Source organism: Microbacterium hatanonis (genome assembly GCF_008017415.1).
GTDB lineage: Bacteria > Actinomycetota > Actinomycetes > Actinomycetales > Microbacteriaceae > Microbacterium > Microbacterium hatanonis.
Genome location: NZ_VRSV01000001.1, coordinates 1640728 through 1665007 on the forward strand (window position 1 = coordinate 1640728; position 24280 = coordinate 1665007).

A 24280-nucleotide genomic window follows, 5' to 3' on the forward strand; every position below is an offset into this window, starting at 1 on the left:
ATCAGGTTGTGGGGAGGAGAGGGACGACCCGGACGCTGCCGGGAGGCAGGTCTGCGGGGGTGGGCGCCTGGGTTCCGGGCAGCATCGCGGCGGCGGCACCGTACGCGACCGCGTTGGCGAGTCGCTCGGCGGGCGCCCCGCCGGCGACATCGGCGAGGAGGTACCCCGCCAGCGAGCTGTCGCCCGCACCGACGGTGCTGGCCACCGTGATCTTCGGAGCGACGGCGCGCAGCACATCGTCGCCGGTGACCAGGAGGGCTCCCGCACCGCCGAGGGTGACGAGGGCCGCACCGACGTTCGAGGGGACGACCGTGCGCGCCCGCCGCACGGCCTCCGCGACGAGATCGACGTCGTCCGAGGGGTCTTCGCGGACGAGCGCGGCGAGCTCTTCGTCGTTCGGTTTGATCAGGTCGGGACGCCCGTCGCGGACGACGGCCTCGAGCGCGGCTCCGGAGGCGTCCACGGCGATGCGCGGGGCGCGATCGCCCCATGCCTCGCGCACGGCGCGGATGACGTCGGTGTAGAACGTCGCGCCCGCACCGGGAGGAACCGATCCGGCCAGCACGAGCCAGTCGGCGTCGGCGCAGGCCTCGACGACCGCCGACGTGAGCTCGGCGGCGCCGGCAGCATCCATCACCGGCCCCGGCAGATTGATCTTGGTCGTCGTGCCGGCCGGGTCGGTGACCGTCAGGTTCGCACGCACGCGCCCCGCAGAGGCGACCGCTCGGACGGGGATGCCGGTGGTCGCGAGCAGCTCGCTGTAGGGATCGTGGTCGCCGACGGGGACGACGGCGAGCGTGGCGCGGCCGGCGGCCGCGATGACCCGCGCGACGTTGACGCCTTTGCCCCCGGCGTCCTCCCGTGCGTCGTTCGCGGACTGCACCTCCCCGACTTCGAGCGGTGCCGCCAGCGTGACGGCACGATCGATCGACGGGTTCGCGGTGAGAGTGACGATCATGCGACCCACACCTCCGCACCGGCGTCGCCGAGGGCGTTCGCGAGTCGACTGTCGGGAGCCGCATCGGAGACGAGATCGTCGATGTCGGTGAGCCCGCCGAACCGGACGAGGAGCTCTGCTCCGAACTTCTCCGCGTCGGTCACGACGACCACTCGCCGCGCCGCCGCGATGATGGCGGCCTTCACGGCCGCTTCATCGGGATCGGGGGTGCTCAGTCCGAAGCCCTCGCTGAGGCCGTTCGTACCGACGAAGGCGACGTCGGGTCGCAGGTGCGAGATCGCGTTGACCGTCTCCGCACCGACCGCGGCGGCCGTCAGACCGCGGATGCGCCCGCCGATGACGGTGAGTCCGAGGTCGGACCCCGCGAGATCGTGCGCGATCGTCATCGAGTGCGTGACGATCTCGGCACCGCCGCGGGAGTTCGCGAGATGGATCGGGAGCGCGGACGCGACGGCAGCGACGGTCGTTCCTGCGTCGAGGTAGACCGATCCGCGGAATCCGGCGTCGAGCAGCGCGGCCGCCCGCCGGCCGATGGCTTGCTTCGCATCGCCCTTGCGCAGCGCACGTTCCGAGACCGGGGTCTCGACGGTGCTCCCGCGATCGGTCGCGACGGCGCCGCCGTGGACGCGACGAAGGGTACCCGCCTCTTCGAGGAGCGCGAGGTCGCGACGGATCGTCTCGGTCGTCACACCGAAGCGAGCAGACAGATCCACCACGCCGACGCGGCCTTCTTCACGCAGCAGTCGCTCGACGAGCTCTTGTCGCTCCATTGCGTACATCGTGGTCCTCCCGATGGAATTCCCACACAGTACAACAGATACGCAGGTAAAGCCACACTCAGGTGACGAAGGCGACGACGGCCGAGCTCAGTCCTGAACTCCGATCGCCGCGCGTTGCTGCACGAGCGGGCACGCGAAGGCATCCCGCTCCCCCAGCCCCACGCGGTTGATGTAACGCGTGACGATGGCGTAGGAGGCGAAGAGCCCGACGCTCGTGTACGGCACTCCCTTCTCCGCGCAATACGCCGCGATCAACGGCGCGGCCTTGCGCAGATGGGGCCGCGGCATGGACGGGAACAGGTGGTGCTCGATCTGGTAGTTGAGACCCCCGAGCAGCACGTCGACGAACCTTCCGCCACGGACGTTGCGACTCATCAGCACCTGGCGCCGAAGGAAGTCGAGGGTCACGGTGCGCGGCACGATCGGCATCCCCTTATGGTTCGGCGCGAACGACACACCCATGTAGAAGCCGAACAGTCCGAGCTGGACGACGAGGAAGACGGCGGCGATCCCGGGGGAGAGGACGAGGAAGACGATCGCAGCGAAGCCCCCGAGCCGCACGACGAGGAAGGCGATCTCGACCCAGCGACGGGCGAGGTGTTCGCGGGTCGTGACTCGACGCACCCCCGACGCATGCAACGAGACACCCTCCAGCAGCAGGATCGGGAAGAAGAAGACCCCCTGATGCGAGCGGAGCCAGCGCACGATCGGCCCCCTCGGAATCGCCGCCTTCTCCGCCGTCACAGCGATGACCGGAAGGTCGATGTCGGGGTCGGCGTCGATCTTGTTCGGATTCGCGTGGTGCCGCGTGTGCTTGTGCTGCCACCAGCCGTAGCTCATGCCGACGAACAGGTCGCCGAGGATGAGGCAGATCCAATCGTTCCACTTGCCGGAGACGAAGATCTGACGGTGCGCGGCATCGTGACCGAGGAAGGCGATCTGCGTGAAGAGGATGGCGAAGCCGGCCGCGGTGAACAGCTGCCACCACGTGTCGCCGATGAAGAAGAACGCCACGATGAACCCGGCGAGGATCACCGGTGCGAGCACGAGCTTCGTCCAGTAATAGCCGTAGCGGCGTCGGAGGAGCCCGCTCTCACGGACCCGCTGTGCGAGTTCGGTGAACTCGCTGGTTCCTCGGCCCGCGCGGTCGCGGAGCGGGGAGGGACTGACCGTTCGTATGCCGGTCATGAGGGATCCCGTGGGCGTCAGGCGGCCGTGAAGCGCGTCGGGCGCAGCCTCTCCGGGGAGATATCCGAGGTGTTCATGAGGGAACGGTACGCCCACAGCCTGGGCGCCTCACAGGATTGGCGGCGCGCACGCCCTCCACGAACGAAAAAACCCCGCCTGAGCGGGGATTTTCATAAAGCTGGGGTACCTGGACTCGAACCAAGAACAACGGTACCAGAAACCGCCGTGTTGCCAATTACACCATACCCCACCAGGCTGCGACCTAAGCCGTGCCGAGGATCAACTCTAGCCGACGGCGGCGGTCGCGCCAAACCGAGACGCTACTGCGCCAGGTGATCCACCAGTGCGCCGAGACGCCGGATCGACTCGGCCTTGCCGAGCAGCTCCATCGACTCGAAGAGCGGAGGCGAGATCCGGCGCCCCGTCAGCGCGACGCGCGGAGGACCGTAGGCCACCCGCGGTTTCAGCCCGAGTTCGTCCACCAGCGCGTGCGACAGGGCCTCCTGCACCCCCGCGGCGGTGAACTCCTCCGCCGGAACGAGCTCGAGCGCACCGACGCACGCCACAAGCACGTCACCGGCGTTCGCGGGCAGACCCTTGAGTGCGTCCTCCTGGTAGGAGATCTCGTCGGTGAAGAGGAACCCGAGCATGCCCGGCACTTCACCGAGCATCTGCACGCGCTCCTGAACCAGAGGAGCGGACGCCGCGATCTTCGCGGTCTCCTCGGGAGTCGGGATCGCATCGATCACACCCGCCTGGGCGAGGTAGGGCACGATCCTCTCGGCGAAGTCCGAAGCATCCAGCATGCGGATGTGGTCGCCGTTGATGGACTCGGCCTTCTTCTGGTCGAACCGGGCCGGGTTCGGGTTGACGTCGGCGATGTCGAAGGCCGCGACGAGCTCGTCGAGCGAGAAGACGTCACGATCCGGAGCGATGGACCATCCGAGGAGAGCCAGGTAGTTCAGAAGCCCTTCGTGGATGAACCCCTTCTCACGCTGGAGGAAGAGGTCTGCCTTCGGGTCGCGCTTGGAGAGCTTCTTGTTTCCCTCCTCGCCCAGAACGAGCGGCATATGGCCGAAGCGCGGCATGAAGTCGGTGACGCCCGCCTCGAGGAGAGCCCTGTACAGCGACAACTGGCGGGCGGTCGACGGCATCAGATCCTCGCCGCGGATGACGTGCGTGATCCCCATGAGGGCATCGTCGACGGGGTTCACGAAGGTGTAGAGCGGCACTCCCCCGGCGCGGACGATCACGAAGTCGGGGAACGATCCGGCGGGGAAGGTCACCTCGCCGCGGATCAGGTCGACGTAGGTGAGGTCTTCGTCGGGCACCCGCAGCCGCCAGGCGGGCTCGCGTCCCTCCGCGCGGAACGCGGCCTTCTGCTCGTCGCTGAGCGTGCGGTCGTAGTTGTCGTAGCCGAGCTGCTTGGCGCGCCCGTTGGCGGCGTTGCGCTCGTCGATCTCCTCGGCCGTCGAGTAGCTCTCGTACACGACGCCGGCTTCGACGAGCTTCGCCAGCACGTCACGGTAGATGTCGTGGCGCTGCGACTGCCGATAAGGAGCGTGCGGGCCGCCGACCTCGACGCCCTCGTCCCAGTCGATCCGCAGCCAGCGGAGCGCGTCGAGGAGCTGCGCGTAGCTCTCCTCGCTGTCGCGCGCGGCGTCGGTGTCTTCGATGCGGAAGATGAGCTTGCCGCCGTGGTGCCGGGCGTACGCCCAGTTGAACAGAGCCGTGCGGACGAGGCCGACGTGCGGCAGGCCGGTGGGGCTCGGGCAGAAGCGGACGCGGACGTCGGCTCCCGTGGCGGTCGTGGTGCGGGGATCGGGTGTAGACATCGCCCTCCAGCCTAGTCGCGCGAGGGGCGCCCCCATCGAGCGAGCACCGTCACCAGCGCGACGAGCACCAGTGCGCACCACGCCAGTCCGTCGTAGCCGATCGTGGCCAGAGCGACGCCGGCGAGCACCGAGCCGACGGCTGCGCTGAGAGTCATGACCGTATCGCTGAGCCCCTGTCGGCGCGGGCGCCGATCGGTGGGCGTTGATTCGGTTAGGAGCGCGGCACCGGCGACGGTCGCAGCACTCCAGCCGAGGCCGAGGAGCAGGAGAGCGACGGTCACCCCCACCTGCGAGTGGGTGAACAGCGCCGCGCACACGAGGGATGCGGCGAGGATCGCCTGCCCGAGCAGAACGACGGGCAGCCTTCCGACACGATCGGCGAGCCACCCGAACAGCGGCGACAGGCCGTACATGCCGAAGACGTGGACGGCGATGGTGATGCCGACGGTCGCAGTCACCGCGCCGTCCGGCGACATGTGAGCCAGGTGCACCGGGGTCATCGCCATCACCGACGCCATCACCACGTGGCTGCCGGCAACGGCGAAGATCGCGTACCGCGCGACGCGCGGGCGGTCGACTGCGTCGATCCGCGTGGCCCCCGCTCCCCCGGAGCGCTCCAGCCTCTGCGCCCACAGCAGCGGGTCGGGCCGCAGGGCGACGAGGTACAGCGCGAGTGCGGCCGCCTGCGCGCCGAAGGAGAACAGGTACGAACCGGTGAGCTCGGGCATGCCGAGAATCCGGCCGAGGCTCTCACCCGGACCGACGAGCAACGGCCCGGCGACGCCGCCGACGGTCGTCGCCCAGACGACGACGGACAGGTCGCGCGCGCGCCTGCGGTCGGTGGCGAGATCGGTGGCCGCGAACCGGGACTGCAGATTCCCGGCGTTACCCATCCCGATGAGGACGACGCCCGCCAGCAGAAGCGGGAACGACCTGACGACCGCCGACGTCACGACGATCGCGATCCCGATGAGGGCGAGCGCATTGCCGAGGGTCAGCGCGAGTCGCCGCCCGCGCCGGGCCGCCAGACGAGCCAGGGGGATCGCAGCGAGGGCAGCACCCAGGGTGACCGACGCCGTCGCAAAGCCCGACAGGCCGTCCTGGCCCGAGAGATCGGCCGCCAGCAGAGCGCCGAGCGATACGGTCGCGCCGAACGCCACACCTCCGAGCACCTGCCCGGTCGCGAGCACGCGCACCGTCCGGCGCTGTGCGCGCTCGATGTCTCCCGTGAGCGGCGTCGCCGCCGCTGCGCTCACGCGTCGCGCGCGGGGTTCCGGAGGATGCCGAGGCCCGTGATCTCGACCTCGACCACGTCGCCGGCTCCGAACGCACCGATCCCGGCCGGGGTGCCGGTGAGGATCACGTCGCCGGGGAGCAGGGTGAACGCCGCCGAGGCGTAGGCGATGACGTCGGGGATCGAGTGGATCATGTCCGAGATCGGCGCCTGCTGCACGACGTCGCCGTTCAGGCGCGTCGTCAGAGTGGCGGATGCCGCGTCGAACTCCGTCTCGATGGCGGGACCCAGCGGGCAGAAGGTGTCGAAGCCCTTGGCCCGAGCCCACTGGCCGTCGCTCTTCTGCAGGTCGCGGGCGGTGACGTCGTTGGCGATCGTGTACCCGAAGACGTAGTCGAGCGCCTGGGCCGCCGGTACGTTCTTGGCGATGCGTCCGATGACCACGGCGAGCTCGCCTTCGTAATCGGTTCGCTCGGACTGCGGTGGACGGACGATCGAGTCGTTGGGGCCGATCACCGCGGTGTTCGGCTTGAAGAAGAGCAACGGCTCCTTCGGAGCCTCACCGCCCATCTCCGCCGCGTGATCGGCGTAGTTCTTGCCGACGCACACGACCTTCGAGCGGGGGATCACCGGTGCGAGAAGGGCGACGTCGGCGACGGGCACGCGCTCCCCCGTGGTCTCGTACCCGGCGAACATCGGATCGCCCGCGAGGACGACGAGCTCCGTCCCGTCGACGATGCCGTAGCGAATGGCGTCCTGGTGGCTGAAGCGTGCGATTCTCACGCGCCCAGCCTACCCAGCCCCGCGGGAGGGCCGAAGACCCCCGGCGCAGGTCAGGCGTCGAGGCGCAGCATCCAGCCGTGCTTGTCTTCGGCGCGACCGTACTGGATGTCGGTGAGCTCCTGTCGCAGCTCGAGGGCGAGGGTGCCCGTCGGCTGCTCGTCGAAGAAGTCGCGGCCCTTGAGCACCCCGATCGGGGTGACGACGGCGGCGGTGCCGCAGGCGAACACCTCGGCGATCTCACCGGATGCGACGCCCTCGCGCCACTCGGTGAGAGAGACCGCGCGCCCCTCGACCTTGTGACCGCGATCGATGGCGAGCTGCAGGATCGAGTCGCGCGTGATGCCCTCGAGGATCGACTCGGACTGCGGCGTGACGATGCGGCCGTCCTTGTAGACGAAGACGATGTTCATTCCGCCGAGTTCCTCGACGTTGCGTGCCTCGTCGAGGAAGACGACCTGGTCGCACTCGTGCTCGTAGGCCTCCGCCTGCGGCAGCAGGCTGGCGGCGTAGTTGCCACCGGTCTTCGCCGCACCCGTTCCGCCCTTACCGGCGCGGGCGTAGTCCTCGCTGAGCCAGATCGACACCGGCTTCACACCGCCGGTGAAGTAGGCCCCCGCGGGGCTGGCGATCACGTAGTAGTTGACCTTGTGCGCGGGCCGCACTCCGAGGAACGCCTCCTTGGCGAACATGAACGGACGCAGGTACAGACTCTGGTCGGCACCCGAGGGCACCCATGCTCCGTCGGCGGCGATGAGTTCGCGCAGCGACTGGATGAAGTACGGCGCGGGCAGCTCGGGAAGCGCGAGGCGTCGAGCGCTGCGCTGGAGGCGGCGGGCGTTCTGGTCGGGGCGGAAGGTGTGGATCGACCCGTCGGCGTGGCGGTACGCCTTGATGCCCTCGAAGACCTCCTGGCCGTAGTGCAGGACGGCTGCGGCCGGGTCGAGGGCGATCGGGCCGTACGGCGAGACGCGCGGGCGGTGCCATCCGCCGCCGACCGACCAGCAGATGTCGACCATGTGATCGGTGAAGCTCTTGCCGAAGCCCGGGTCGGCGAGGATCGCCTCGCGCTCCGAGTCGCTCTTGGCGTTCAGATTGCGGCGCACGAGGAACTCGAGCGGGTCGAGGCCGGTGTCGAGATCGGTGTCGATGGTAGTCATGTGACGTCTGCTTTCATGCCGGGGTACCGCGGCGGAGATCGGCGGGCGGACCCGCGCATTCAGGTTACGCCCGCAGGCGTTCGACGATGGCGTCGCCGATCTGCATCGTGGTGCGAGGAGAGTCGTCCCTCGCCGCGATATCGTCCTCGGCCGCGCGGGTGACGCGGGCGGCCTGCTCGGCGAGCCCGAGGTGATCGAGCAGAAGCGAGACGGAGAGGATCGCGGCCGTGGGATCGGCCTTGTGCTGTCCTGCGATATCGGGCGCTGATCCGTGAACGGGCTCGAACATCGAAGGGAACGCGCCGTCGGGGTTGATGTTCCCCGATGCGGCGAGACCGATGCCACCGGTGACGGCGCCGGCCAGGTCGGTGAGGATGTCTCCGAAGAGGTTGTCGGTGACGATCACGTCGAAGCGGCCCGGGTTCGTGACCAGGAAGATCGTCGCCGCGTCGACGTGCAGGTAGTCTACGGCCACGTCCGGGTGCTCGGCCCCGACGGCATCGACCAGGCGCTTCCAGAGGCTGCCCGAATTCACCAGCACGTTCGTCTTGTGCACGAGCGTCAGTTTCTTCCGGCGGCGCTCGGCGAGCTCGAACGCATAACGCACGACGCGCTCGACACCGAAGGCGGTGTTCACGGAGGTCTCGTTCGCGATCTCATGCGGCGTACCGACACGGATCGAACCGCCGTTGCCGACGTACGGCCCCTCGGTCCCCTCGCGCACGACCACGAAGTCGATGTCGCCGGGCTCGGCGAGCGGCCCGGGAGCCCCGGGGTAGAGCTTGGACGGGCGGAGGTTGACGTAGTGGTCGAGCGCGAAGCGCAGACGCAGCAGCAGGCCGCGCTCGATGTTGGCGTCCTTGAGGCGCGGGTCTCCGGGGGTGCCCCCCACCGCGCCCAGGAGGATGGCGTCGTGCGACGCGATCGCGGCGAGGTCGGCGTCGGTGAGGGTGTCACCGGTCTCGAGGAAACGCCCCGCTCCCAGGGCGAACCGCGTGCGTTCGAACGTGACGCCGGAGCCGGCGGTCACCGCATCCAGCACCTTCTCCGCCTCGGCGATGACCTCGGGACCGATTCCGTCACCGGGGATCACGGCGAGCTTCACGACACGCGACGGCGTAGTTTCCACGGGGGTGTGCTCCTTCGACAGGGAGCCGCGCCCCTCAGCCCTTGCGGCTGCGGGACGGTGCGGCTTTCGACCCCTTCAGAGTAGTAGCCGCCACGACGCCTGCCACGACGATGAGCGCAGCGCCGATGAGGGAGGTCACGACCACGCCCGAGTCGAACGCGTGCGCCGCCGCCTGACGCAGAGCCTCCGCGATCTCGGGCGAGAGCCCGTCGGCCGCGCTCATGGCACCGGCGAGCGTCTCGCGCGCCGCGTCACCCGCCTCGGACGGAAGACCCGCCGGCAGCACGAGCTGGGCACGATAGGCAGCAGTGAGGATGCCTCCGAGCACGGCCGTGCCGAGCACCGCGCCGAGTTCGTACGCCGTCTCCGACACCGCGCTCGCGGCTCCGGCCTTCTCCCCCGGCGCACTGGCGAGGATCAGCTCGTTGCTGACGGTCTCTGCCGCGCCGATGCCGAGCCCGAGCGCGGCGAACGCGGCGATCAGCAGACCGAGCTCCGCCGTGGACACGGCGACCAGGACGTATCCGAGTGCCGAGAACGACAGTGCGATCGGCACGATGATCCGCGGCGGGAACCGCTTCGCGATCGGCACGACCACCAGACCCGACACGATCATCGCCGCGAGTCCGGGGACGAGCGCGAAGCCCGATTCCATGGGGCTCAGGCCGACGATCAGCTGAAGGTGCTGGGCGACGAAGTAGAGGAACCCGACGAGCCCGACGACGCTGAGGAGGTTCACCACGATGGCGCCGCTGAAGGTGCCGCGCCGGAAGAGCGACATGTCGAGCATCGGCGTCGTCAGCCGCTTCTGCCGGCGCACGAAGAGGGCGCCGAAGGCAAGACCGATCACGAACAGAACCGGAACGGCCGGAACGAGCCCTTCGACCGCGAACTCCTTGATGCCGTAGACGATCGGCACCATGGTCGCCAGTGACAGAAGGACGCTCAGCAGATCGAATCGGCCCGGGTTCGGGTCACGGCTCTCGGGGACGAGGATCGGCGCGAGGACGAGCAGCGGGATCAGCACGGGCACCGACAGGAGGAAGACCGAGCCCCATTCGAAGTGCTCGAGCAGGAAGCCGCCGACGATCGGGCCGAGGGCCGACCCCGCGGAGAAGCCTGCCGCCCAGATGGCGATGGCGATGCGCCGCTGATCGCGGTTCGCGAAGATCGTGCGCAGGAGCGACAGGGTCGAGGGCATGAGCATGGCGCCGAAGACGCCCATCCCTGCACGTGCGGCGATGAGCAGCGCGGCAGTAGGGGCGAAGGCGGCCAGCACCGAGACGACCCCGAAGCCGGTGGCGCCGATCAGCAGCATCCGACGCCGCCCGAACCGGTCGCCGAGCGTGCCCATCGTGACGAGCAGCGCGGCGAGCACGAGGGCGTACGAGTCGACGATCCAGAGCTGCTCGATGCTCGTCGGGGCGAGATCGGAGGCGATCGACGGCAGCGCGAAGCTCAGCACCGTGTTGTCGACGGAGACCAGGATCACCGGGAGCATCAGCACCGCGAGTGCGAGCCATCCGCGCCAGCTGGCGCGGGGCACGTCCAGGGTCGAGGTGGGCTGGGTGAGGGTGGAGCTGGCCATGGGTGTTCGTTTCCGTTTCTAAACCGTCTAGCCGGTATAGTATCAGAGGATCGTCACCGCCCCCTAGCTACGATCGGAACCATGAGCCGCCCACCCCGTGCCCGCGAAAGCGTTCTCGACGCCTTCGCCCGCATCCTCTCCGACGACGGGGAGCGTGCGGCCACCATGGACGCGACCGCGCGGGAAGCCGGGGTCTCGAAGGGCGGGCTGCTCTACCACTTCGGGTCGAAGGAAGCGCTCGAAGCCGGGCTCATGGAGCGCATGGAGGCGCTCGCCGTCGACGACATCGAGGAGATCAAGCGCGCACCCGAGGGCCCGGTCGCCGCATTCATGCGCACGTCGATCCACACCGGATCCGTGCTCGATCAGGCGATCGTGGCCGTCTCACGCCTCGCCCAGAACGGCAGCGCCCCCGCCGTCGAGGCGCTCCGTCGCGTTCGCGTGCTCTGGGAGGAGGCCCTGCGGCCGCTGGCGAAGGACGAGACCGCGCTGCAGCTCATCCTGCTCGTGAGCGACGGCCTCTACTTCAACAACGCCCTCACGGTCGGATCGGTCCCCGGGCCGCAGCTGGACGCCGACGACATCGCCGCGCTGATCCGGCTGGTCGAAGCGTCCACCACCCCCGACGCCGCCGCTCGCTAGCGACGACGCCGGAACGGCGGATGCTGCGTGGCGCAGCGCGCGGCTCAGGCCTCGGTGATCTCGATCTGACGGAACAGGTCGGCGCCCACGGCCTCGCCCATCTCGGCGAGCAGCTCGTCGGGCACGGGCGAATCGACGGTCAGCACCGAGAGGGCGCGCCCGCCGGCGTCGGCGTGGGCGACCTGGAGTCCCTCGATGTTGATGTCGACATCACCGAGGGCGCGCGCGTAGATCGCGACGATCCCCGGGCGATCGGCGTAACGCATCACGACGTGGTGACGCTCGATCGGCACCTCGATCTCGTAACCGTTGATCCCGACGATCTTCGGCACCATGCGGGTGCCGGCGAGCGTGCCCGAGACGGTGAGCACCGAGCCGTCGGACAGCGTGCCGCGGAGGGTCGTGAGGTTGCGGTAGAGCGGGCTCTCGGCCTCGACGACCAGACGGGTCTCGATGCCGCGCTGCTCGGCGAACAGCGGCGCGTTCACGTAGGAGACGGTCTCGCTCACGATGTTCGTGAGGATCCCCTTGAGAGCGGCGAGACGGTAGACGCTCACGTCGTAGCCGGCGAGCTCGCCGCGCACCTCGATCTCGAGGTTCGTCAGTGCGCCCTGCGCGAGGCCGGTGAAGAACTGCCCGAGCGACTCGACCAGAGCGATGCCGGGCCGCACGAACGGGTCGATCACACCGCCGGCGACGTTCACCGCGTCGGGCACGAGGTCGCCTTCGAGCGCGAGCTTGACCGACTTCGCGACCGAGACGCCCGCCTTCTCCTGGGCCTCGTCGGTGGAGGCTCCGAGGTGGGGCGTCACGACGACGTTGGGCAGGTCGAGCAGACGAGCCGCGGTGCCGCCGGCGACGGGAGGCTCGGTGGTGAAGACGTCGAGGCCCGCGCCGGCGATCTCTCCCGTCGTCAGCGCGACGAACAGTGCCTCCTCGTCGATGAGACCCCCGCGCGCGACGTTCACCACGTAGGCCGTCGGCTTCATGCGACGCAGCTGCTCGGTGCTGATCATGCCGGTGGTCTCGGCTGTCTTGGGCATGTGGATGGATACGAAATCACTCTGCTCCAGCAGCTCGTCGAGGCTCAGCAGCTCGACGTCCAGCTGCTGCGCGCGAGCGCTGGTGACATAGGGGTCGTAGGCGACGACGCGCACGTCGAACGCCTGCAGACGGGCGGCGATGAGCGCGCCGATGCGGCCGAGCCCGATGATGCCGACGGTCTTCTCGTAGAGCTCGGTGCCCGTGAACGAGCTGCGCTTCCAGGCGCCCGCCGCGAGCGACGCGTGCGCCGCGGGAATGTGACGGGCGAGGCTCAGGATGTGGCCGACCGTCAGCTCGGCCGCGGAGATGATGTTCGAGGTCGGGGCGTTGACGACCATGACCCCGGCCGTGGTCGCCGCTTTGATGTCGACGTTGTCGAGTCCGACGCCGGCACGCGCGACGACCTTCAGCTTCGGCGCGGCGGCAAGAGCCTCGGCGTCGACCTTCGTCGCGGAGCGCACCAGGATCGCGTGCGCATCGGCCAGAGCGGCCAGAAGCGCGGAGCGGTCGGTGCCGTCGACGTTGCGGATGTCGAAGTCGGGCCCGAGGGCCTCGACCGTGGCGGGAGAGAGTTCTTCGGCGATGAGGACGACGGGCTTCGTCACAGACAGATCCTTCGGCGGTACGCGAGTGCGGTGGATGCGGCGGACCGTCGGTCGCACGACCGAGGGCACGGGTTCGGCCAGCTTATCGTGGCCCGACACCCACGCCCGATCGTGTGACGGGCCGCTCGATTCCGTCGGCAGGGGCGACGTGCGTCAGCCCAGCAGCTCCGCGCCCTTCGTCGCCGCGTACGCCAGCACGTTGAACCAGAACACCGCCGACAGCCCGAGCCCCGTCAGGAGCACGAGCGCGAACTGACCGGCGCGGCGACGGTACCCGACGGCGAACGCGACCCCGAAGGCCAGGAGAGGGAAGACGGCTGCCGAGAGCAGCAGCGCCCACCCCGCGACGTTGATCCCCAGCGGCCCGGTCGCCTGCGACACCAGCAGCCCCACCGCGTTCCAGACGATGTACGCGTAGAGCAGACCGAAAGCGCCCGCGATGGCAACGACCATCCACGTCGGGTTCCGGCGCATCGTCGGCGACTCTTCGACAGCGGTCATACGCCGACTCCCGTCTGCAGGAAGGGCCACGGAACAACGAGCACGAGCCCGATGAGAAGGGCGACGAAGCGCACCCAGGTGCGCGACCCGCGCGTCAGCAGGAACGCGGTGAGGAACCAGATCGGTCCGGCCAGCGTCGCGCCCCAGGTTCCCGCCGCGTACATCACGGGGTCTACGAGGAGTCCCGAGACCGCCTGGAGTCGCAGCCCCGCGATGAACCATCCGATCGCGAAGAAGATGTAGGCGCCCGCGATCAGACCGATCGAGACGAGCGCGACGTTCCCCATGCCGGCCTGTTCGGCGGACCGCTCGGGTTCGACCTCCACGAGCTCCACCGGCTCGGGTTCGGCCGCCGCTCGCGCCGGCTGCTCCCCGGCGGCGGCGGGCGCAGCATCCGGGACCGGCTCGTCGATCGGCGATCGGGACGTGTCGACGCCGATGTCGAGCGTGGGGTCGTCGTCTCCGTCCCAGCTCAGGGCGTCATCGTCACGGCGGCTGGTCACTCCCCCAGCGTAATGCGCGGGCTCGCGTCAGATGCCCGACACCGCCACGCGGATGGCGTCGATCTCCTCCCGTACCCGCCGGCCTCGCTCGCCGACCTCGTCGACGCTCACGAGCGGCGCGTCGTCGTCTCCCTCGGACGCGTGCTTACGCGCCAGACGGACGTTCGCGTGGAGGTTGATCAGCGCCGCGCCGAGTCCGGCGGCCAACGCTTCGGCGGCAACGCCCGTGTCGGCGACCACGCTCGGGTTGCCGACGTCGGCGACCACCCGCAGCTCGGCGGACAGCGCGATTCCGACCTCGGCGAGCTCTGCGGACGACACGGATGCTGCGACGGCTTCGCGGTGCAGCGGGATGCTGCGATCGGGATCGCGCGAGGCGAGGGCGGCGCCGAGCGCGCGCGAGCGGATGCCGTCGTCGTTGGCCGCGCGGAGCGCTCTTTCGCGCAGCTCCGCAACCCGCTCGCCCGCCGCGACGGCGGCCGGCTCGTCGGGCGTGTAGCCGCACACCATGTGGAGCAGTGCCGCGGCGAGCCCCATCATCACCCCGGCAGCCGATCCTCCGCCCGGGGCCCCGGTGGGCTCGGCGAGCTTCGCCAACCAGGTGTCGAGGGCGATCGATGTGGGTACGTCTCCGTCGGCGTTCATCCGGCCACCCTAAACGGCGAGACCCGCCCCCCGCAGCGAGACCTCGACGTGAAGTCGGGGTCTCGCCGAGAAGAACGGGTCTCGTAGTCGACCGGCGAGATCAGCGCGCAGCGCTGCCTTCGGTGATCGCGAAAGCGATCACGTCAGACGACCCTGCCTCCGGCGAGGTCAGCGCGCAGCGCTGCCCGCGATGATCGCGAAAGCGATCACGTCAGACGACGTTGCCTCCGGCGAGGTCAGCGCGCAGCGCTGCCCTCGGTGTAATCGGTGTCGGTCTGCTTCCAGGCGAAGAGAGAACGCAGCTCCTTGCCCGTGGCCTCGATCGGGTGCCCGGCGGCCTTCTCGCGGAGGGCGAGGAACTCGGGGGCTCCGGCGTCCTGGTCGTCGATGAAGCGCTTCGCGAACGCACCCGACTGGATGTCGGCGAGAACGGCCTGCATGTTCTCCTTGACGTGCGCGTCGATCACGCGCGGGCCGGAGACGTAGTCGCCGTACTCGGCCGTGTCGGAGACCGACCAGCGCTGCTTGGCGATGCCACCCTCCCACATGAGGTCGACGATGAGCTTGAGTTCGTGGAGCACCTCGAAGTAAGCGATCTCCGGCTGGTAGCCGGCCTCGCTGAGGGTCTCGAAGCCGTACTGCACGAGCTGCGAGACGCCGCCGCAGAGCACGGCCTGCTCGCCGAACAGGTCGGTCTCGGTCTCTTCGGTGAAGGTGGTCTTGATGACGCCGGCGCGGGTGCCGCCGATCGCCTTCGCGTACGACTTGGCGATGTCCCACGCCTGGCCAGACGCGTCGTTCTCGACGGCGATGATGTCGGGGATGCCGCGGCCGGCGACGAACTCGCGCCGGACCGTGTGACCGGGAGCCTTGGGGGCGACGAGGATCACGTCGACGCCCTCGGGGGCGTCGATGTAGCCGAAGCGGATGTTGAACCCGTGCGCGAACGCGAGGGTCTTGCCGGGGGTCAGCTTGTCCTTGATCGACTCGCTGAAGATCGACCGCTGGTGCTGGTCGGGCGCGAGGATCATGATCAGGTCGGCCCACTCGGCCGCGTCGGCGACGGACTTGACCTCGAAGCCGTCCTCCTGAGCCTTCGGAGCGGACTTCGAGCCGTCCTTGAGCGCGATGACGACGTCGACGCCCGAGTCGCGCAGGTTCTGCGCGTGGGCGTGGCCCTGCGAGCCGTAGCCGACGACCGCGACCTTCTTGCTCTGGATGAGCGACAGGTCGGCGTCGTCGTCGTAGAAGATCTCTGCCATTTCGGTGTTTCTCCTTGTTTGAGGAATGCGTCGCTGAGCGAGTGTCAGCGAAACGAAGGGGGATGTGTCAGCCGCGCAGGACGCGTTCGGTGATGCTCTTGCCCCCGCGACCGATGGCGAGGAGCCCGGACTGGGCCTGCTCCTTGATGCCGAACGGTTCGAGTGCACGCAGGAAGGCCTCGACCTTGCCGTGGTCGCCGGTGATCTCGGCCACGATCGCGTCGGGGGCGTAGTCGACGACCGAGGCGCGGAAGAGCGCGACGACCTCGAGCACGTTCGACCGGGTGGCGTTGTCGGCGCGCACCTTCACGAGCATGTGCTCGCGCTGCACGGATGCTGCGGGGTCGAGCTCGACGATCTTGATGACGTTGATGAGCTTGTTCAGCTGCTTCGTCACCTGCTCGAGCGGGAGCCCTTCGACGTCGACGACGACGGTGATGCGGGAGAGGCCGTCGACCTCGGTCACGCCCACCGCGAGCGACTCGATGTTGAACCCGCGACGGGCGAACAGCCCCGCCACGCGGGTGAGCAGGCCCGGCTTGTCCTCGACGAGGAGGCTCAGCACGTGTCTTGCCATGACGATCCCCTCAGTCTTCCTGGTCGAACGCCGGAGCGTGTTCGCGGGCGTACTGGACGTAGCTGTTGCTGACGCCCTGCGGCACCATCGGCCACACCATCGAGTCGGCGCTCACGACGAAGTCGATCACGACGGGGCGATCGTTCGTCTCGAGCGCCAGCTTGATCGCTGCATCCACCTCGTCTTCCCGTTCGACGCGGATCGCGAGGCAGCCGTAGGCCTCGGCGAGCTTCACGAAGTCGGGAATGCGGGCGCTGCCGTGCCCGGTGTTCAGGTCGGTGTTGGAGTACCGGCCGTCGTAGAACAGCGTCTGCCACTGCCGCACCATGCCGAGCGACGAGTTGTTGATGATCGCGACCTTGATCGGGATGTTGTTGATCGTGCAGGTGGCGAGCTCCTGATTGGTCATCTGGAAGCATCCGTCGCCGTCGATCGCCCAGACCACGCGGTCGGGTTCGGCGACCTTCGCGCCCATCGCCGCCGGGACGGAGTAGCCCATCGTTCCGGCTCCACCGGAGTTGAGCCAGGAGTTGGGCCGCTCGTACTTGATGAACTGCGCCGACCACATCTGGTGCTGTCCGACGCCCGCGGCGTAGATGCCCTCGGGACCGGTCAGTTCGCCGATGCGCTGGATCACGTGCTGCGGGGCGAGGAGGCCGTCGGTCGTCGGCGCGTACCCGAGGGGGAACTCCGCCTTCAGGCCGTCGAGGAACGACCACCACTCTTCGGTGTCGGGCTTGGTGTCACCGGCGGCAGTGCGGAAAGCCGACTCGAGATCGACGAGGACGTCCTTGAGGTCTCCCACGATCGGCACGTCCGCCGCGCGGATCTTGGAGATCTCGGCGGGGTCGATGTCGACGTGCACCACCTGGGCGTGCGGTGCGAAGAGCGCGGCCTTGCCGGTCACGCGGTCATCGAACCGCGCGCCGAGCGAGACGAGCAGGTCGGCTTCCTGCAGCGCGAGCACCGCGGGGACCGTTCCGTGCATGCCCGGCATGCCGAGCTGCTGCGGGTGCGAGTCGGGGAACGCCCCGCGGGCCATCAGCGTCGTGACGACGGGCGCACCGGTGGCCTCGGCGAGAGCCAGCAGCTCTTCCGACGCGCGGGAGCGGATGACGCCGCCGCCCACGTACAGCACGGGCTTCTTGGCGGTGGCCAGCAGCTGGGCCGCGGCCTGGATCTGCTTGCCGTGCGCTTTGGTTACCGGACGGTAGCCGGGAAGGTCGATCTTCGGCGGCCAGACGAACGGTGCCTCGGCCTGCTGGGCATCCTTCGTGATGTCGACGAGCACCGGCCCGGGGCGGCCTGTGCCGGCGATCTCGAAGGCGGCCGCGATGGCGCCGGGGATCTCCGACGCATCCTTCACCAGGATCGAGTGCTTGGTGATCGGCATCGTGATGCCGACGATGTCGGCTTCCTGGAAGGCGTCGGTCCCCATCAGGGTCGAGAACACCTGTCCGGTGATGCAGACGATCGGCACCGAGTCCATGTAGGCGTCGGCGATCGCGGTGACGAGGTTCGTCGCACCGGGGCCCGACGTCGCGATCGCGACGCCGGTGCGTCCGGATGCTGAGGCGTAGCCCTCCGCGGCGTGACCGGCACCCTGCTCGTGGCGCACGAGGATGTGGCGGATCTCGGAGGTGTCCATGAGCGGGTCGTAGACGGGGAGGATCGCGCCGCCGGGCAGGCCGAAGACGTCGGTGACGCCCAGCAGTTCGAGCGAGCGGACGACGGCTTGCGCGCCCGTGATGATGGGCGCAGCCGCGGCGGCTGAGCGGGCGGGTGGCCGGGGTACGGCCGTGGTTGAGTCGGCAGACATGGTGAAGCTCCTCGGAGCGGGGATGGGGGCGGGCCGTCAGCCCGTGACGGCGCCGCGAGCGGCGGACTGCACGAGCTTCGAGTACTTGGCCAGGACGCCACGGGTATAGCGCGGGGGAAGCGGCTCCCAGCCAGAACGGCGGGAGCTCAGCTCGGTCTCGTCGACGAGTAGGTCGAGAGTGCGAGCCGCGATATCGACCCGTATCAGATCACCATCGCGCACGAAGGCGATGGGACCAGCGTCCACCGCTTCGGGTGCTATGTGGCCGATGCACAGGCCGGTTGTGCCGCCTGAGAATCGTCCGTCCGTCAAGAGTAGTACATCCTTGCCGAGCCCGGCTCCCTTGATGGCGGCCGTGATGGCGAGCATCTCGCGCATACCGGGGCCGCCCTTGGGGCCCTCGTAGCGGATGACCACGACGTCGCCGGCGTGGATCTCTCCGGCCTCCAGCGCGTCCATCGCGCCGCGCTCGCGCTCGAAGACGCGGGCAGGGCCTTCAAATACGTCGGCGTCGAACCCGGCCGACTTCACGACCGCGCCCTCGGGGGCGATCGTGCCGTGCAGGATCGTGATCCCGCCGCTCTCGTGGATCGGGTTGTCGAACGTGTGGATGACGGTGCCGTCGATCGGGTCGGGGTCGAGCTCGCGGAGGTTCTCGGCGAGCGTCTTGCCCGTCACCGTCAGCGCGTCGCCGTGTAGCAGTCCCTCATCGAGCATCGCCTTCATGATCACCGGGATGCCGCCGTGCCGGTCGACGTCGTTCATGACGTACTTGCCGAACGGCTTCATGTCGGCCACGTGCGGCGTCTTGTCGCCGATGCGGTTGAAGTCGTGGAGCGACAGTTCGACCTCGGCCTCGTTCGCGATCGCGAGGAGGTGGAGGACGACGTTCGTCGATCCGCCGAGCGCCATCGCCAGGGCGATCGCGTTCTCGAAAGCTTCCTTGGTCAAGATGTCGCGCGTGGTGATGCCCTGGCGCAGCAGGTTGACGACGGCCTCGCCCGAGCGGTGCGCGAAGTAGTCGCGTCGACGGTCGGCCGACGGCGGGGCAGCCGACCCGGGCAGGCTGAGACCCAGGGCCTCGGCCACCGAGGCCATCGTGTTGGCGGTGTACATACCGCCGCACGCACCTTCGCCCGGCGCGATCGCGCACTCGATGCGCTTGAGATCGGCTTCGCTCATCTTGCCCGCGAGGCACGCGCCGACCGCCTCGAACGAGTCGATGATCGTGACGTCCTTCTCGGTGCCGTCGCTGAGCTTCACCCAACCCGGGGCGATGGAGCCCGCGTAGAGGAAGACGCTGGACAGGTCGAGGCGGGCACTCGCCATCAGCATGCCCGGGATCGACTTGTCGCAGCCGGCGAGCAGCACCGACCCGTCGAGGCGCTCGGCCATCATGACGGTCTCGACCGAGTCGGCGATGACCTCGCGCGAGACGAGCGAGAAGTGCATGCCCTCGTGACCCATCGAGATGCCGTCCGACACCGAGATGGTTCCGAACTGGAGCGGGTAGCCGCCCCCGGCGTGGACGCCTTCCTTGGCGCCCTGGGCGAGCCGGTCGAGGCTCAGGTTGCAGGGGGTGATCTCGTTCCAGCTCGACGCGATGCCGATCTGGGGCTTGTCCCAGTCGGCGTCGCCCATGCCCACGGCACGGAGCATTCCGCGCGACGTGGTGGCTTCGATGCCGTCGGTCACCACGCGGCTGCGGGGTTTGATGTCGATGGAGTTGTCGGGGTGGGCCATATCCGCAGTCTATTCCGGGCGCGCGGCCCGCCGACGCGCCAGGTCGTCCAGCAGCGCGGCGAACGCGGGGATGTCGGAGACCGATACGGTCGCGGCCGTCTCGTTCGTGCCCACGTGGACGCCGAGATCGCCGTCCGACAGGCTGCGCAGAGCGTCTTCGTCGGTGACATCGTCTCCGGCGAACAGCACGGCCGTCGATCCCGTCTGCTCGCGGAGCGCGGCGACCGCGGAATCCTTGCCCTCGTGGCGGAAGGCGAACTCGACGATGTTCTGACCCGTTCGGCGGCGCCACGTCGGAGCCTCCGCGGCCATGATTGCGTCGACGGCGTCGTTCGCGGCGGCTCGGGTCGCGGCGTCGTCCGCTTTGCGCGTATGAACGGCGAAGCCGAAGGTCTTCGGCTCGATCCAGACACCGGGGCGCTCGGCGACCGCGGCCTCGGCCTCGGCGAACAGCCGGTCGCGGAGGCGGACGTCGTCCGACTCCTCCTGCGGCTCGATGGCCCCCTCCCCCGGGCGCCAGTACTCGGCACCGTGCGATCCGGCGAGCAACCACGGCGAGTCGTCGCCGTGCTCCGAGATGACGCGGAGGTCGGACAGGCTGCGACCGGAGACGAGCGCGACCGTCGTGTCGGGCAGCGCCGCCAAGGTCTCCAGGGCAGAGCGGGCGGCGGGCAGCATCCGCGACTGCATCGGGTCGTCGGCGTGCGGTGAGATCGTGCCGTCGAAGTCGAGGGCGACGAGGAGGCGGGGCGTCGCCGCGAGAGCGTCGAGCGGTGCGTCGTAGGTCGGCATGATCGTCACTCCACCACCGATCCGGGGCCGTGGAAGACGGCCAGGGCCTCGAGGAACTCGCGTGACCAGTCCTCGACGTCGTGCTCGCGCACCCGACGCCGCAGGGCGCGCATACGCCGCCCCTGCTCAGCCGCCGGCATGTCGATCGCGCGCATGATGGCGTCCTTCAGCCCGCCGATGTCGTGCGGGTTGATGTGGATGGCGCTGCCGAGCTCGTCGGCGGCACCCGCGAACTCGCTCAGGACGAGAACCCCGCGGTTGTCGACGCGGCTGGCGACGTACTCCTTCGCGACGAGGTTCATCCCGTCGCGCAGTGCCGTGACGAGCATCACATCGGCGGCGAGGTACAGCGCGACCATCTCTTCGCGCGGATACGCCTGGTGCAGGTATCTGATGGCGGTGTGGCCCATCGTGTCGTAGTCGCCGTTGACGCGGCCGACGGCCAGCTCGATCTCGTCGCGCAGCTGCACGTACGCCTCGACCCGCTCGCGGCTCGGACTGGCGACCTGGACGAGCGTCACGTCGTCGACCGACACGCGACCGTCTTCGAGCAGCTCGCCGAACGCTTTCAGGCGGTGCCGGATGCCCTTCGTGTAGTCGAGACGGTCGACCCCCAGGAGGATCTTCTTCGGGTTTCCGAGGCTCTCGCGGATCTCGACCGCACGCGCCTGGATCTCGGGCCGCTGTGCGAGCTCGATGTAGGAATCGGCGTCGATGGAGATCGGGAACGCCTTCGCCAGGGCGCGGCGCGTTCCGCCCTGACCGTCGGGCACCGTGATGCCCGACGCCTTCGTCTCGTACCTGAGCTGCCGGCGAACGGCACGGGCGAAGTTGCCCGCGTCGGCCACCCGCTGGAAGCCGATGACGTCGGCGCCGAGCAGCCCCTCGAGCACCTGCCGACGCCACGGCAGCTGCGAATACAGGCCGTACGCCGGGAACGGGATGTGGTGGAAGTAGCCGATGGTGAGGTCGGGGCGCGCTTCGCGCAGCATCCGCGGCACGAGCTGCAACTGGTAGTCCTGCACCCAGACGATCGCGTTCTCGTCGGCTGCCTCCGCGGCCGCCTCGGCGAAACGCCGGTTCACCCGCACGTATGCATCCCACCATTGACGGCGGTACCGAGGGGCGGCGATCACGTCGTGGTACAGGGGCCAGATCGTGTCGTTGGAGAACCCCTCGTAGTAGTTCTCGATGTCGTCCGCGGTCAGCATGACCGGCACCAGGTGCGATCCCTCGAATTCGAAGGGCTCCAGCTCGACGTCGGGCTGACCGGCCCACCCGACCCAGGCTCCGTCGGCCTTGCGCATCACCGGCTCGAGGGCCGTCACCAGACCTCCGGGCGACCGGCGCCACGGCTCGTCATCACCCGACCGATCGACGGGAAGTCGGTTTGCGACGACGACGAAATCGGCCTTGGTCACGGAAATTCTCCTCGCTGGGCGGAATCCCAGGCTAACAGCGGGAGGAAGACGGCCCCGGCGGATGCCTGTCAAGCCTGCGTCGGGTACGCTCCCCGCCCCGGTAGCGTGAGGGTCATGCGCAAGTACATCTTCGGAACCGGTCTCCTGAGCGCCATCACGAGCGGACTCACGCTCTTTCGGAGCCTGCGCAGCAACGAGCCGTTCACATGGCGGACGGCGCTGGGCTGGCTGAGCTGGGGAATCACCCTCGCCCTGGCGATCGGCGCGGTGGTCGACACCCGCCGTTCGGCCCGCGGCAAGCTCATCGCCGGCGACTCGCCGCTGTCGAAGGGCGAGCAGAAGCGCCTGCTCAAGGAGCGCGTGAAGCGGTAGCCCATACCAAGGTTATATATCCGCGTTATGCTTATTGCATGACGCGTGCAGAAGACATCCAGCGGCTGATCATCGCCGCGAGCGCACTCACCCGCATGGCGGCGCTCACCCTCGACAACGAGACTCCATCGGCGCAGTGGCGCACCCTCAAGCTCCTTCGCGACCAGGGTCCGCTCCGAGTCGGCGAGCTCGCGGTGCTCAGCCGCATCTCGCAGCCCGGGATGACGCGCCTGGTCGGCCAGATGGTCGATGCCGGCCTCCTCGAGCGGGCGCCGGATGCTGCGGATTCCCGTGCGACCGTCGTCTCTGCGACGGACGCCGGTGACGACGCGCTCGACGCGTGGCTCGCGCGGCTGCAGGACGCGCTCCTGCCATTCTTCTCCGACCTCGACGACGACGACTGGGAGGCCGTCCGACGGACGGCGGATCTCATCTCACGCAAGACCGCGATGTCGGAGGCCGTGCGATGAGCGCCGCCCCCACCACGAGCGTCTGGCGACAGCCCGCCCAGGTCTGGGCTGTCGCGTTCGCCTGCGTCGTCGCCTTCATGGGAATCGGTCTCGTCGACCCGATCCTCCCGGCCATCGCCGATTCGCTGCAGGCGAGCCCCGTCGAGACCGAGCTGCTCTTCACGAGCTACCTCCTGGTCACCGGGCTCGCGATGCTCGTCACCAGCTGGGTGTCGAGCCGTATCGGCGCGAAGCGCACCCTGCTCGTCGGGCTGGCGCTCATCGTCGTGTTCGCCCTGCTGTGCGCGTTGAGCGGCAGTGTCGAGGCGGTCATCGGATTCCGCGCCGGCTGGGGTCTGGGCAACGCGCTGTTCATCTCGACGGCGCTCGCGACGATCGTCGGCTCCGCGAGCGGAGGCAGCGCCGCGGCGATCATCCTCTACGAGGCAGCCCTGGGGCTGGGCATCGCTATCGGGCCGCTCCTGGGGGGCCTCCTCGGGGAGGTCAGCTGGCGCGGGCCGTTCTTCGGCGTCGTCGCCCTCATGGCGATCGCGTTCATCGCCGTGCTGCTCCTCCTCCGGGGGAAAGAGGCCAAGCCCACGCCGACGCGACTCTCGGCACCGATCCGCGCTCTGCGGCAGCCGCCTCTCGCCGTGCTGGCGATCACCGCGCTCTTCTACAACATCGCCTTCTTCGTGCTGCTGGCCTTCTCGCCGTTCCCCCTGGGCTTCGGCGCCATGGGGATCGGCTTCACGTTCTTCGGGTGGGGCGTGGCCCTTGCGGTCACCGGCGTCTGGGTCGCCCCGCTGCTCCTGCGGACGATGCGCCGCACGACCGCGATGCTGATCGTGCTGCCGCTCCTCGCCGTCGACCTCGTGGTCGCCGGGTTCGTGGCCGGCTCGCCCGCGGCGCTCGTGACCTGCATCATCGTCGGCGGCCTGCTGCTCGGTCTCATGAACACGGTGCTCACCGAGTCGGTGATGGAGGCGACCGACCTCCCCCGCTCGGTCGCCAGCTCCGCGTACTCGGCGGTGCGCTTCCTCGGAGGAGCCGCCGCTCCCCCGCTCGCCGCACTGCTCTGGCACGCGTTCAACGTCAGCGTTCCGTACTGGTTCGCCGCCGCATCCATCGCTCTCGCCATCGTCACCCTGTTCGTCGGTCGCGGCGCTCTGGCACGGATCGACGAGCGCGAAGCGGATGCTGCGGAGGAAGGCGCAGCGATCCTCGTCGGCGACGCCGCCTGACGCTCGCCCG

The 24280-nt window shown here is 69.1% G+C and carries 23 protein-coding genes and 1 tRNA gene; 4 read left to right on the top strand and 20 right to left on the bottom strand.

The genetic code is table 11. From position 1 onward, the window contains the following. Position 1: 1 nt before the first annotated feature. The 10 genes from FVP77_RS07940 to FVP77_RS07985 form a co-directional block, all read right to left on the bottom strand. Positions 2 to 958, bottom strand: coding sequence for a 1-phosphofructokinase family hexose kinase (locus FVP77_RS07940; protein ID WP_147893985.1), 957 nt, complete (start codon positions 956 to 958; stop codon positions 2 to 4). Next, positions 955 to 1737: a DeoR/GlpR family DNA-binding transcription regulator gene (locus tag FVP77_RS07945; RefSeq protein WP_147893986.1), complete on the bottom strand. Its 783-nt coding sequence runs from the start codon at positions 1735 to 1737 to the stop codon at positions 955 to 957. The genes FVP77_RS07940 and FVP77_RS07945 overlap by 4 nt, the downstream gene beginning before the upstream one ends. An 87-nt stretch (positions 1738 to 1824) precedes the next feature. Then, positions 1825 to 2925: a fatty acid desaturase family protein gene (locus FVP77_RS07950; protein ID WP_147893987.1), complete on the bottom strand. Its 1101-nt coding sequence runs from the start codon at positions 2923 to 2925 to the stop codon at positions 1825 to 1827. Positions 2926 to 3103: 178 nt separating this feature from the next. Then, positions 3104 to 3175 (bottom strand) — tRNA-Gln (locus FVP77_RS07955). A gap of 70 nt (positions 3176 to 3245) precedes the next feature. Further along, positions 3246 to 4760, bottom strand: coding sequence for a glutamate--tRNA ligase (gene gltX, locus FVP77_RS07960; protein ID WP_147893988.1), 1515 nt, complete (start codon positions 4758 to 4760; stop codon positions 3246 to 3248). Positions 4761 to 4771: 11 nt separating this feature from the next. After that, the gene (locus FVP77_RS07965) at positions 4772 to 6016 is read right to left on the bottom strand and encodes an MFS transporter (RefSeq protein ID WP_147893989.1); all 1245 of its coding nucleotides are present in this window, start codon (positions 6014 to 6016) and stop codon (positions 4772 to 4774) included. Next, positions 6013 to 6777 carry a fumarylacetoacetate hydrolase family protein gene (locus tag FVP77_RS07970; protein WP_147893990.1) on the bottom strand — a complete coding sequence of 255 codons (765 nt, stop codon included), beginning with the start codon at positions 6775 to 6777 and terminating at the stop codon, positions 6013 to 6015. Before FVP77_RS07970 ends, FVP77_RS07965 begins: the two co-directional genes overlap by 4 nt. Before the next feature lie 50 nt (positions 6778 to 6827). Next, a complete protein-coding gene (locus tag FVP77_RS07975; RefSeq protein WP_147893991.1) occupies positions 6828 to 7934 on the bottom strand; it encodes a branched-chain amino acid aminotransferase in 1107 nt (368 codons plus the stop codon). 64 nt (positions 7935 to 7998) lie between these two features. Beyond that, positions 7999 to 9063, bottom strand: a complete 1065-nt coding sequence (locus FVP77_RS07980; protein ID WP_147893992.1) for a 3-isopropylmalate dehydrogenase — start codon at positions 9061 to 9063, stop codon at positions 7999 to 8001. Positions 9064 to 9097: 34 nt separating this feature from the next. After that, positions 9098 to 10651 carry an MFS transporter gene (locus tag FVP77_RS07985; RefSeq protein ID WP_147893993.1) on the bottom strand — a complete coding sequence of 518 codons (1554 nt, stop codon included), beginning with the start codon at positions 10649 to 10651 and terminating at the stop codon, positions 9098 to 9100. An 81-nt stretch (positions 10652 to 10732) separates the two neighbouring features. Here FVP77_RS07985 and FVP77_RS07990 point away from each other — a divergent pair, with 81 nt between their 5' ends. After that, the gene (locus FVP77_RS07990) at positions 10733 to 11293 is read left to right on the top strand and encodes a TetR/AcrR family transcriptional regulator (protein WP_147893994.1); all 561 of its coding nucleotides are present in this window, start codon (positions 10733 to 10735) and stop codon (positions 11291 to 11293) included. A gap of 44 nt (positions 11294 to 11337) precedes the next feature. On the opposite strand, the gene serA is transcribed toward FVP77_RS07990, so the two are convergent. The 10 genes from serA to otsA all read right to left on the bottom strand — a co-directional run bounded on the left by serA (position 11338) and on the right by otsA (position 22205). Beyond that, complete coding sequence (serA, locus tag FVP77_RS07995) at positions 11338 to 12942, bottom strand: phosphoglycerate dehydrogenase (RefSeq protein ID WP_147893995.1); 1605 nt, start codon at positions 12940 to 12942, stop codon at positions 11338 to 11340. A gap of 153 nt (positions 12943 to 13095) precedes the next feature. Further along, positions 13096 to 13443, bottom strand: a complete 348-nt coding sequence (locus tag FVP77_RS08000) for a bacitracin resistance protein (RefSeq protein WP_147893996.1) — start codon at positions 13441 to 13443, stop codon at positions 13096 to 13098. Then, on the bottom strand, positions 13440 to 13946 hold the full coding sequence (locus FVP77_RS08005) for a DNA polymerase III subunit gamma/tau (protein WP_147893997.1): 507 nt from the start codon (positions 13944 to 13946) through the stop codon (positions 13440 to 13442). The genes FVP77_RS08000 and FVP77_RS08005 overlap by 4 nt, the downstream gene beginning before the upstream one ends. Positions 13947 to 13973: 27 nt before the next feature. After that, positions 13974 to 14591: a cyclodeaminase/cyclohydrolase family protein gene (locus tag FVP77_RS08010; RefSeq protein ID WP_147893998.1), complete on the bottom strand. Its 618-nt coding sequence runs from the start codon at positions 14589 to 14591 to the stop codon at positions 13974 to 13976. Positions 14592 to 14827: 236 nt separating this feature from the next. Beyond that, a complete protein-coding gene (ilvC, locus tag FVP77_RS08015) occupies positions 14828 to 15880 on the bottom strand; it encodes a ketol-acid reductoisomerase (RefSeq protein WP_281290324.1) in 1053 nt (350 codons plus the stop codon). Positions 15881 to 15920: 40 nt separating this feature from the next. Next, on the bottom strand, positions 15921 to 16430 hold the full coding sequence (ilvN, locus tag FVP77_RS08020) for an acetolactate synthase small subunit (RefSeq protein WP_116646309.1): 510 nt from the start codon (positions 16428 to 16430) through the stop codon (positions 15921 to 15923). Between the two features lie 10 nt (positions 16431 to 16440). Continuing rightward, positions 16441 to 18249 carry an acetolactate synthase large subunit gene (locus tag FVP77_RS08025; protein ID WP_147894000.1) on the bottom strand — a complete coding sequence of 603 codons (1809 nt, stop codon included), beginning with the start codon at positions 18247 to 18249 and terminating at the stop codon, positions 16441 to 16443. A gap of 36 nt (positions 18250 to 18285) precedes the next feature. Further along, positions 18286 to 19992, bottom strand: a complete 1707-nt coding sequence (ilvD, locus tag FVP77_RS08030) for a dihydroxy-acid dehydratase (RefSeq protein WP_147894001.1) — start codon at positions 19990 to 19992, stop codon at positions 18286 to 18288. A 9-nt stretch (positions 19993 to 20001) separates the two neighbouring features. Further along, positions 20002 to 20784 (bottom strand): trehalose-phosphatase, encoded by a 783-nt coding sequence (gene otsB, locus FVP77_RS08035; protein WP_147894002.1) that lies wholly within the window; start codon positions 20782 to 20784, stop codon positions 20002 to 20004. A gap of 5 nt (positions 20785 to 20789) precedes the next feature. Further along, complete coding sequence (otsA, locus tag FVP77_RS08040; RefSeq protein ID WP_147894003.1) at positions 20790 to 22205, bottom strand: alpha,alpha-trehalose-phosphate synthase (UDP-forming); 1416 nt, start codon at positions 22203 to 22205, stop codon at positions 20790 to 20792. Between the two features lie 114 nt (positions 22206 to 22319). Here otsA and FVP77_RS08045 point away from each other — a divergent pair, with 114 nt between their 5' ends. The 3 genes from FVP77_RS08045 to FVP77_RS08055 are packed head-to-tail and all read left to right on the top strand — an operon-like array spanning position 22320 to position 24270. Beyond that, on the top strand, positions 22320 to 22577 hold the full coding sequence (locus FVP77_RS08045; protein ID WP_147894004.1) for a cytochrome c-type biogenesis protein: 258 nt from the start codon (positions 22320 to 22322) through the stop codon (positions 22575 to 22577). Between the two features lie 38 nt (positions 22578 to 22615). Beyond that, a complete protein-coding gene (locus FVP77_RS08050; protein ID WP_147894005.1) occupies positions 22616 to 23047 on the top strand; it encodes a MarR family winged helix-turn-helix transcriptional regulator in 432 nt (143 codons plus the stop codon). Next, the gene (locus tag FVP77_RS08055) at positions 23044 to 24270 is read left to right on the top strand and encodes an MFS transporter (protein ID WP_147894006.1); all 1227 of its coding nucleotides are present in this window, start codon (positions 23044 to 23046) and stop codon (positions 24268 to 24270) included. Before FVP77_RS08050 ends, FVP77_RS08055 begins: the two co-directional genes overlap by 4 nt. Positions 24271 to 24280: the final 10 nt, after the last annotated feature.

What these genes read in the sequence shown, in the direction of transcription:
- FVP77_RS07940 (WP_147893985.1), bottom strand. Translation starts at nt 958, where the DNA reads ATGATCGTCACTCTCACCGCGAACCCGTCGATCGATCGTGCCGTCACG.
- FVP77_RS07945 (WP_147893986.1), bottom strand. Translation starts at nt 1,737, where the DNA reads ATGTACGCAATGGAGCGACAAGAGCTCGTCGAGCGACTGCTGCGTGAA.
- FVP77_RS07950 (WP_147893987.1), bottom strand. Translation starts at nt 2,925, where the DNA reads ATGACCGGCATACGAACGGTCAGTCCCTCCCCGCTCCGCGACCGCGCG.
- gltX (WP_147893988.1), bottom strand. Translation starts at nt 4,760, where the DNA reads ATGTCTACACCCGATCCCCGCACCACGACCGCCACGGGAGCCGACGTC.
- FVP77_RS07975 (WP_147893991.1), bottom strand. Translation starts at nt 7,934, where the DNA reads ATGACTACCATCGACACCGATCTCGACACCGGCCTCGACCCGCTCGAG.
- FVP77_RS07985 (WP_147893993.1), bottom strand. Translation starts at nt 10,651, where the DNA reads ATGGCCAGCTCCACCCTCACCCAGCCCACCTCGACCCTGGACGTGCCC.
- FVP77_RS07990 (WP_147893994.1), top strand. Translation starts at nt 10,733, where the DNA reads ATGAGCCGCCCACCCCGTGCCCGCGAAAGCGTTCTCGACGCCTTCGCC.
- FVP77_RS08000 (WP_147893996.1), bottom strand. Translation starts at nt 13,443, where the DNA reads ATGACCGCTGTCGAAGAGTCGCCGACGATGCGCCGGAACCCGACGTGG.
- FVP77_RS08010 (WP_147893998.1), bottom strand. Translation starts at nt 14,591, where the DNA reads ATGAACGCCGACGGAGACGTACCCACATCGATCGCCCTCGACACCTGG.
- ilvN (WP_116646309.1), bottom strand. Translation starts at nt 16,430, where the DNA reads ATGGCAAGACACGTGCTGAGCCTCCTCGTCGAGGACAAGCCGGGCCTG.
- FVP77_RS08025 (WP_147894000.1), bottom strand. Translation starts at nt 18,249, where the DNA reads ATGTCTGCCGACTCAACCACGGCCGTACCCCGGCCACCCGCCCGCTCA.
- ilvD (WP_147894001.1), bottom strand. Translation starts at nt 19,992, where the DNA reads ATGGCCCACCCCGACAACTCCATCGACATCAAACCCCGCAGCCGCGTG.
- otsB (WP_147894002.1), bottom strand. Translation starts at nt 20,784, where the DNA reads ATGCCGACCTACGACGCACCGCTCGACGCTCTCGCGGCGACGCCCCGC.
- FVP77_RS08045 (WP_147894004.1), top strand. Translation starts at nt 22,320, where the DNA reads ATGCGCAAGTACATCTTCGGAACCGGTCTCCTGAGCGCCATCACGAGC.
- FVP77_RS08050 (WP_147894005.1), top strand. Translation starts at nt 22,616, where the DNA reads ATGACGCGTGCAGAAGACATCCAGCGGCTGATCATCGCCGCGAGCGCA.
- FVP77_RS08055 (WP_147894006.1), top strand. Translation starts at nt 23,044, where the DNA reads ATGAGCGCCGCCCCCACCACGAGCGTCTGGCGACAGCCCGCCCAGGTC.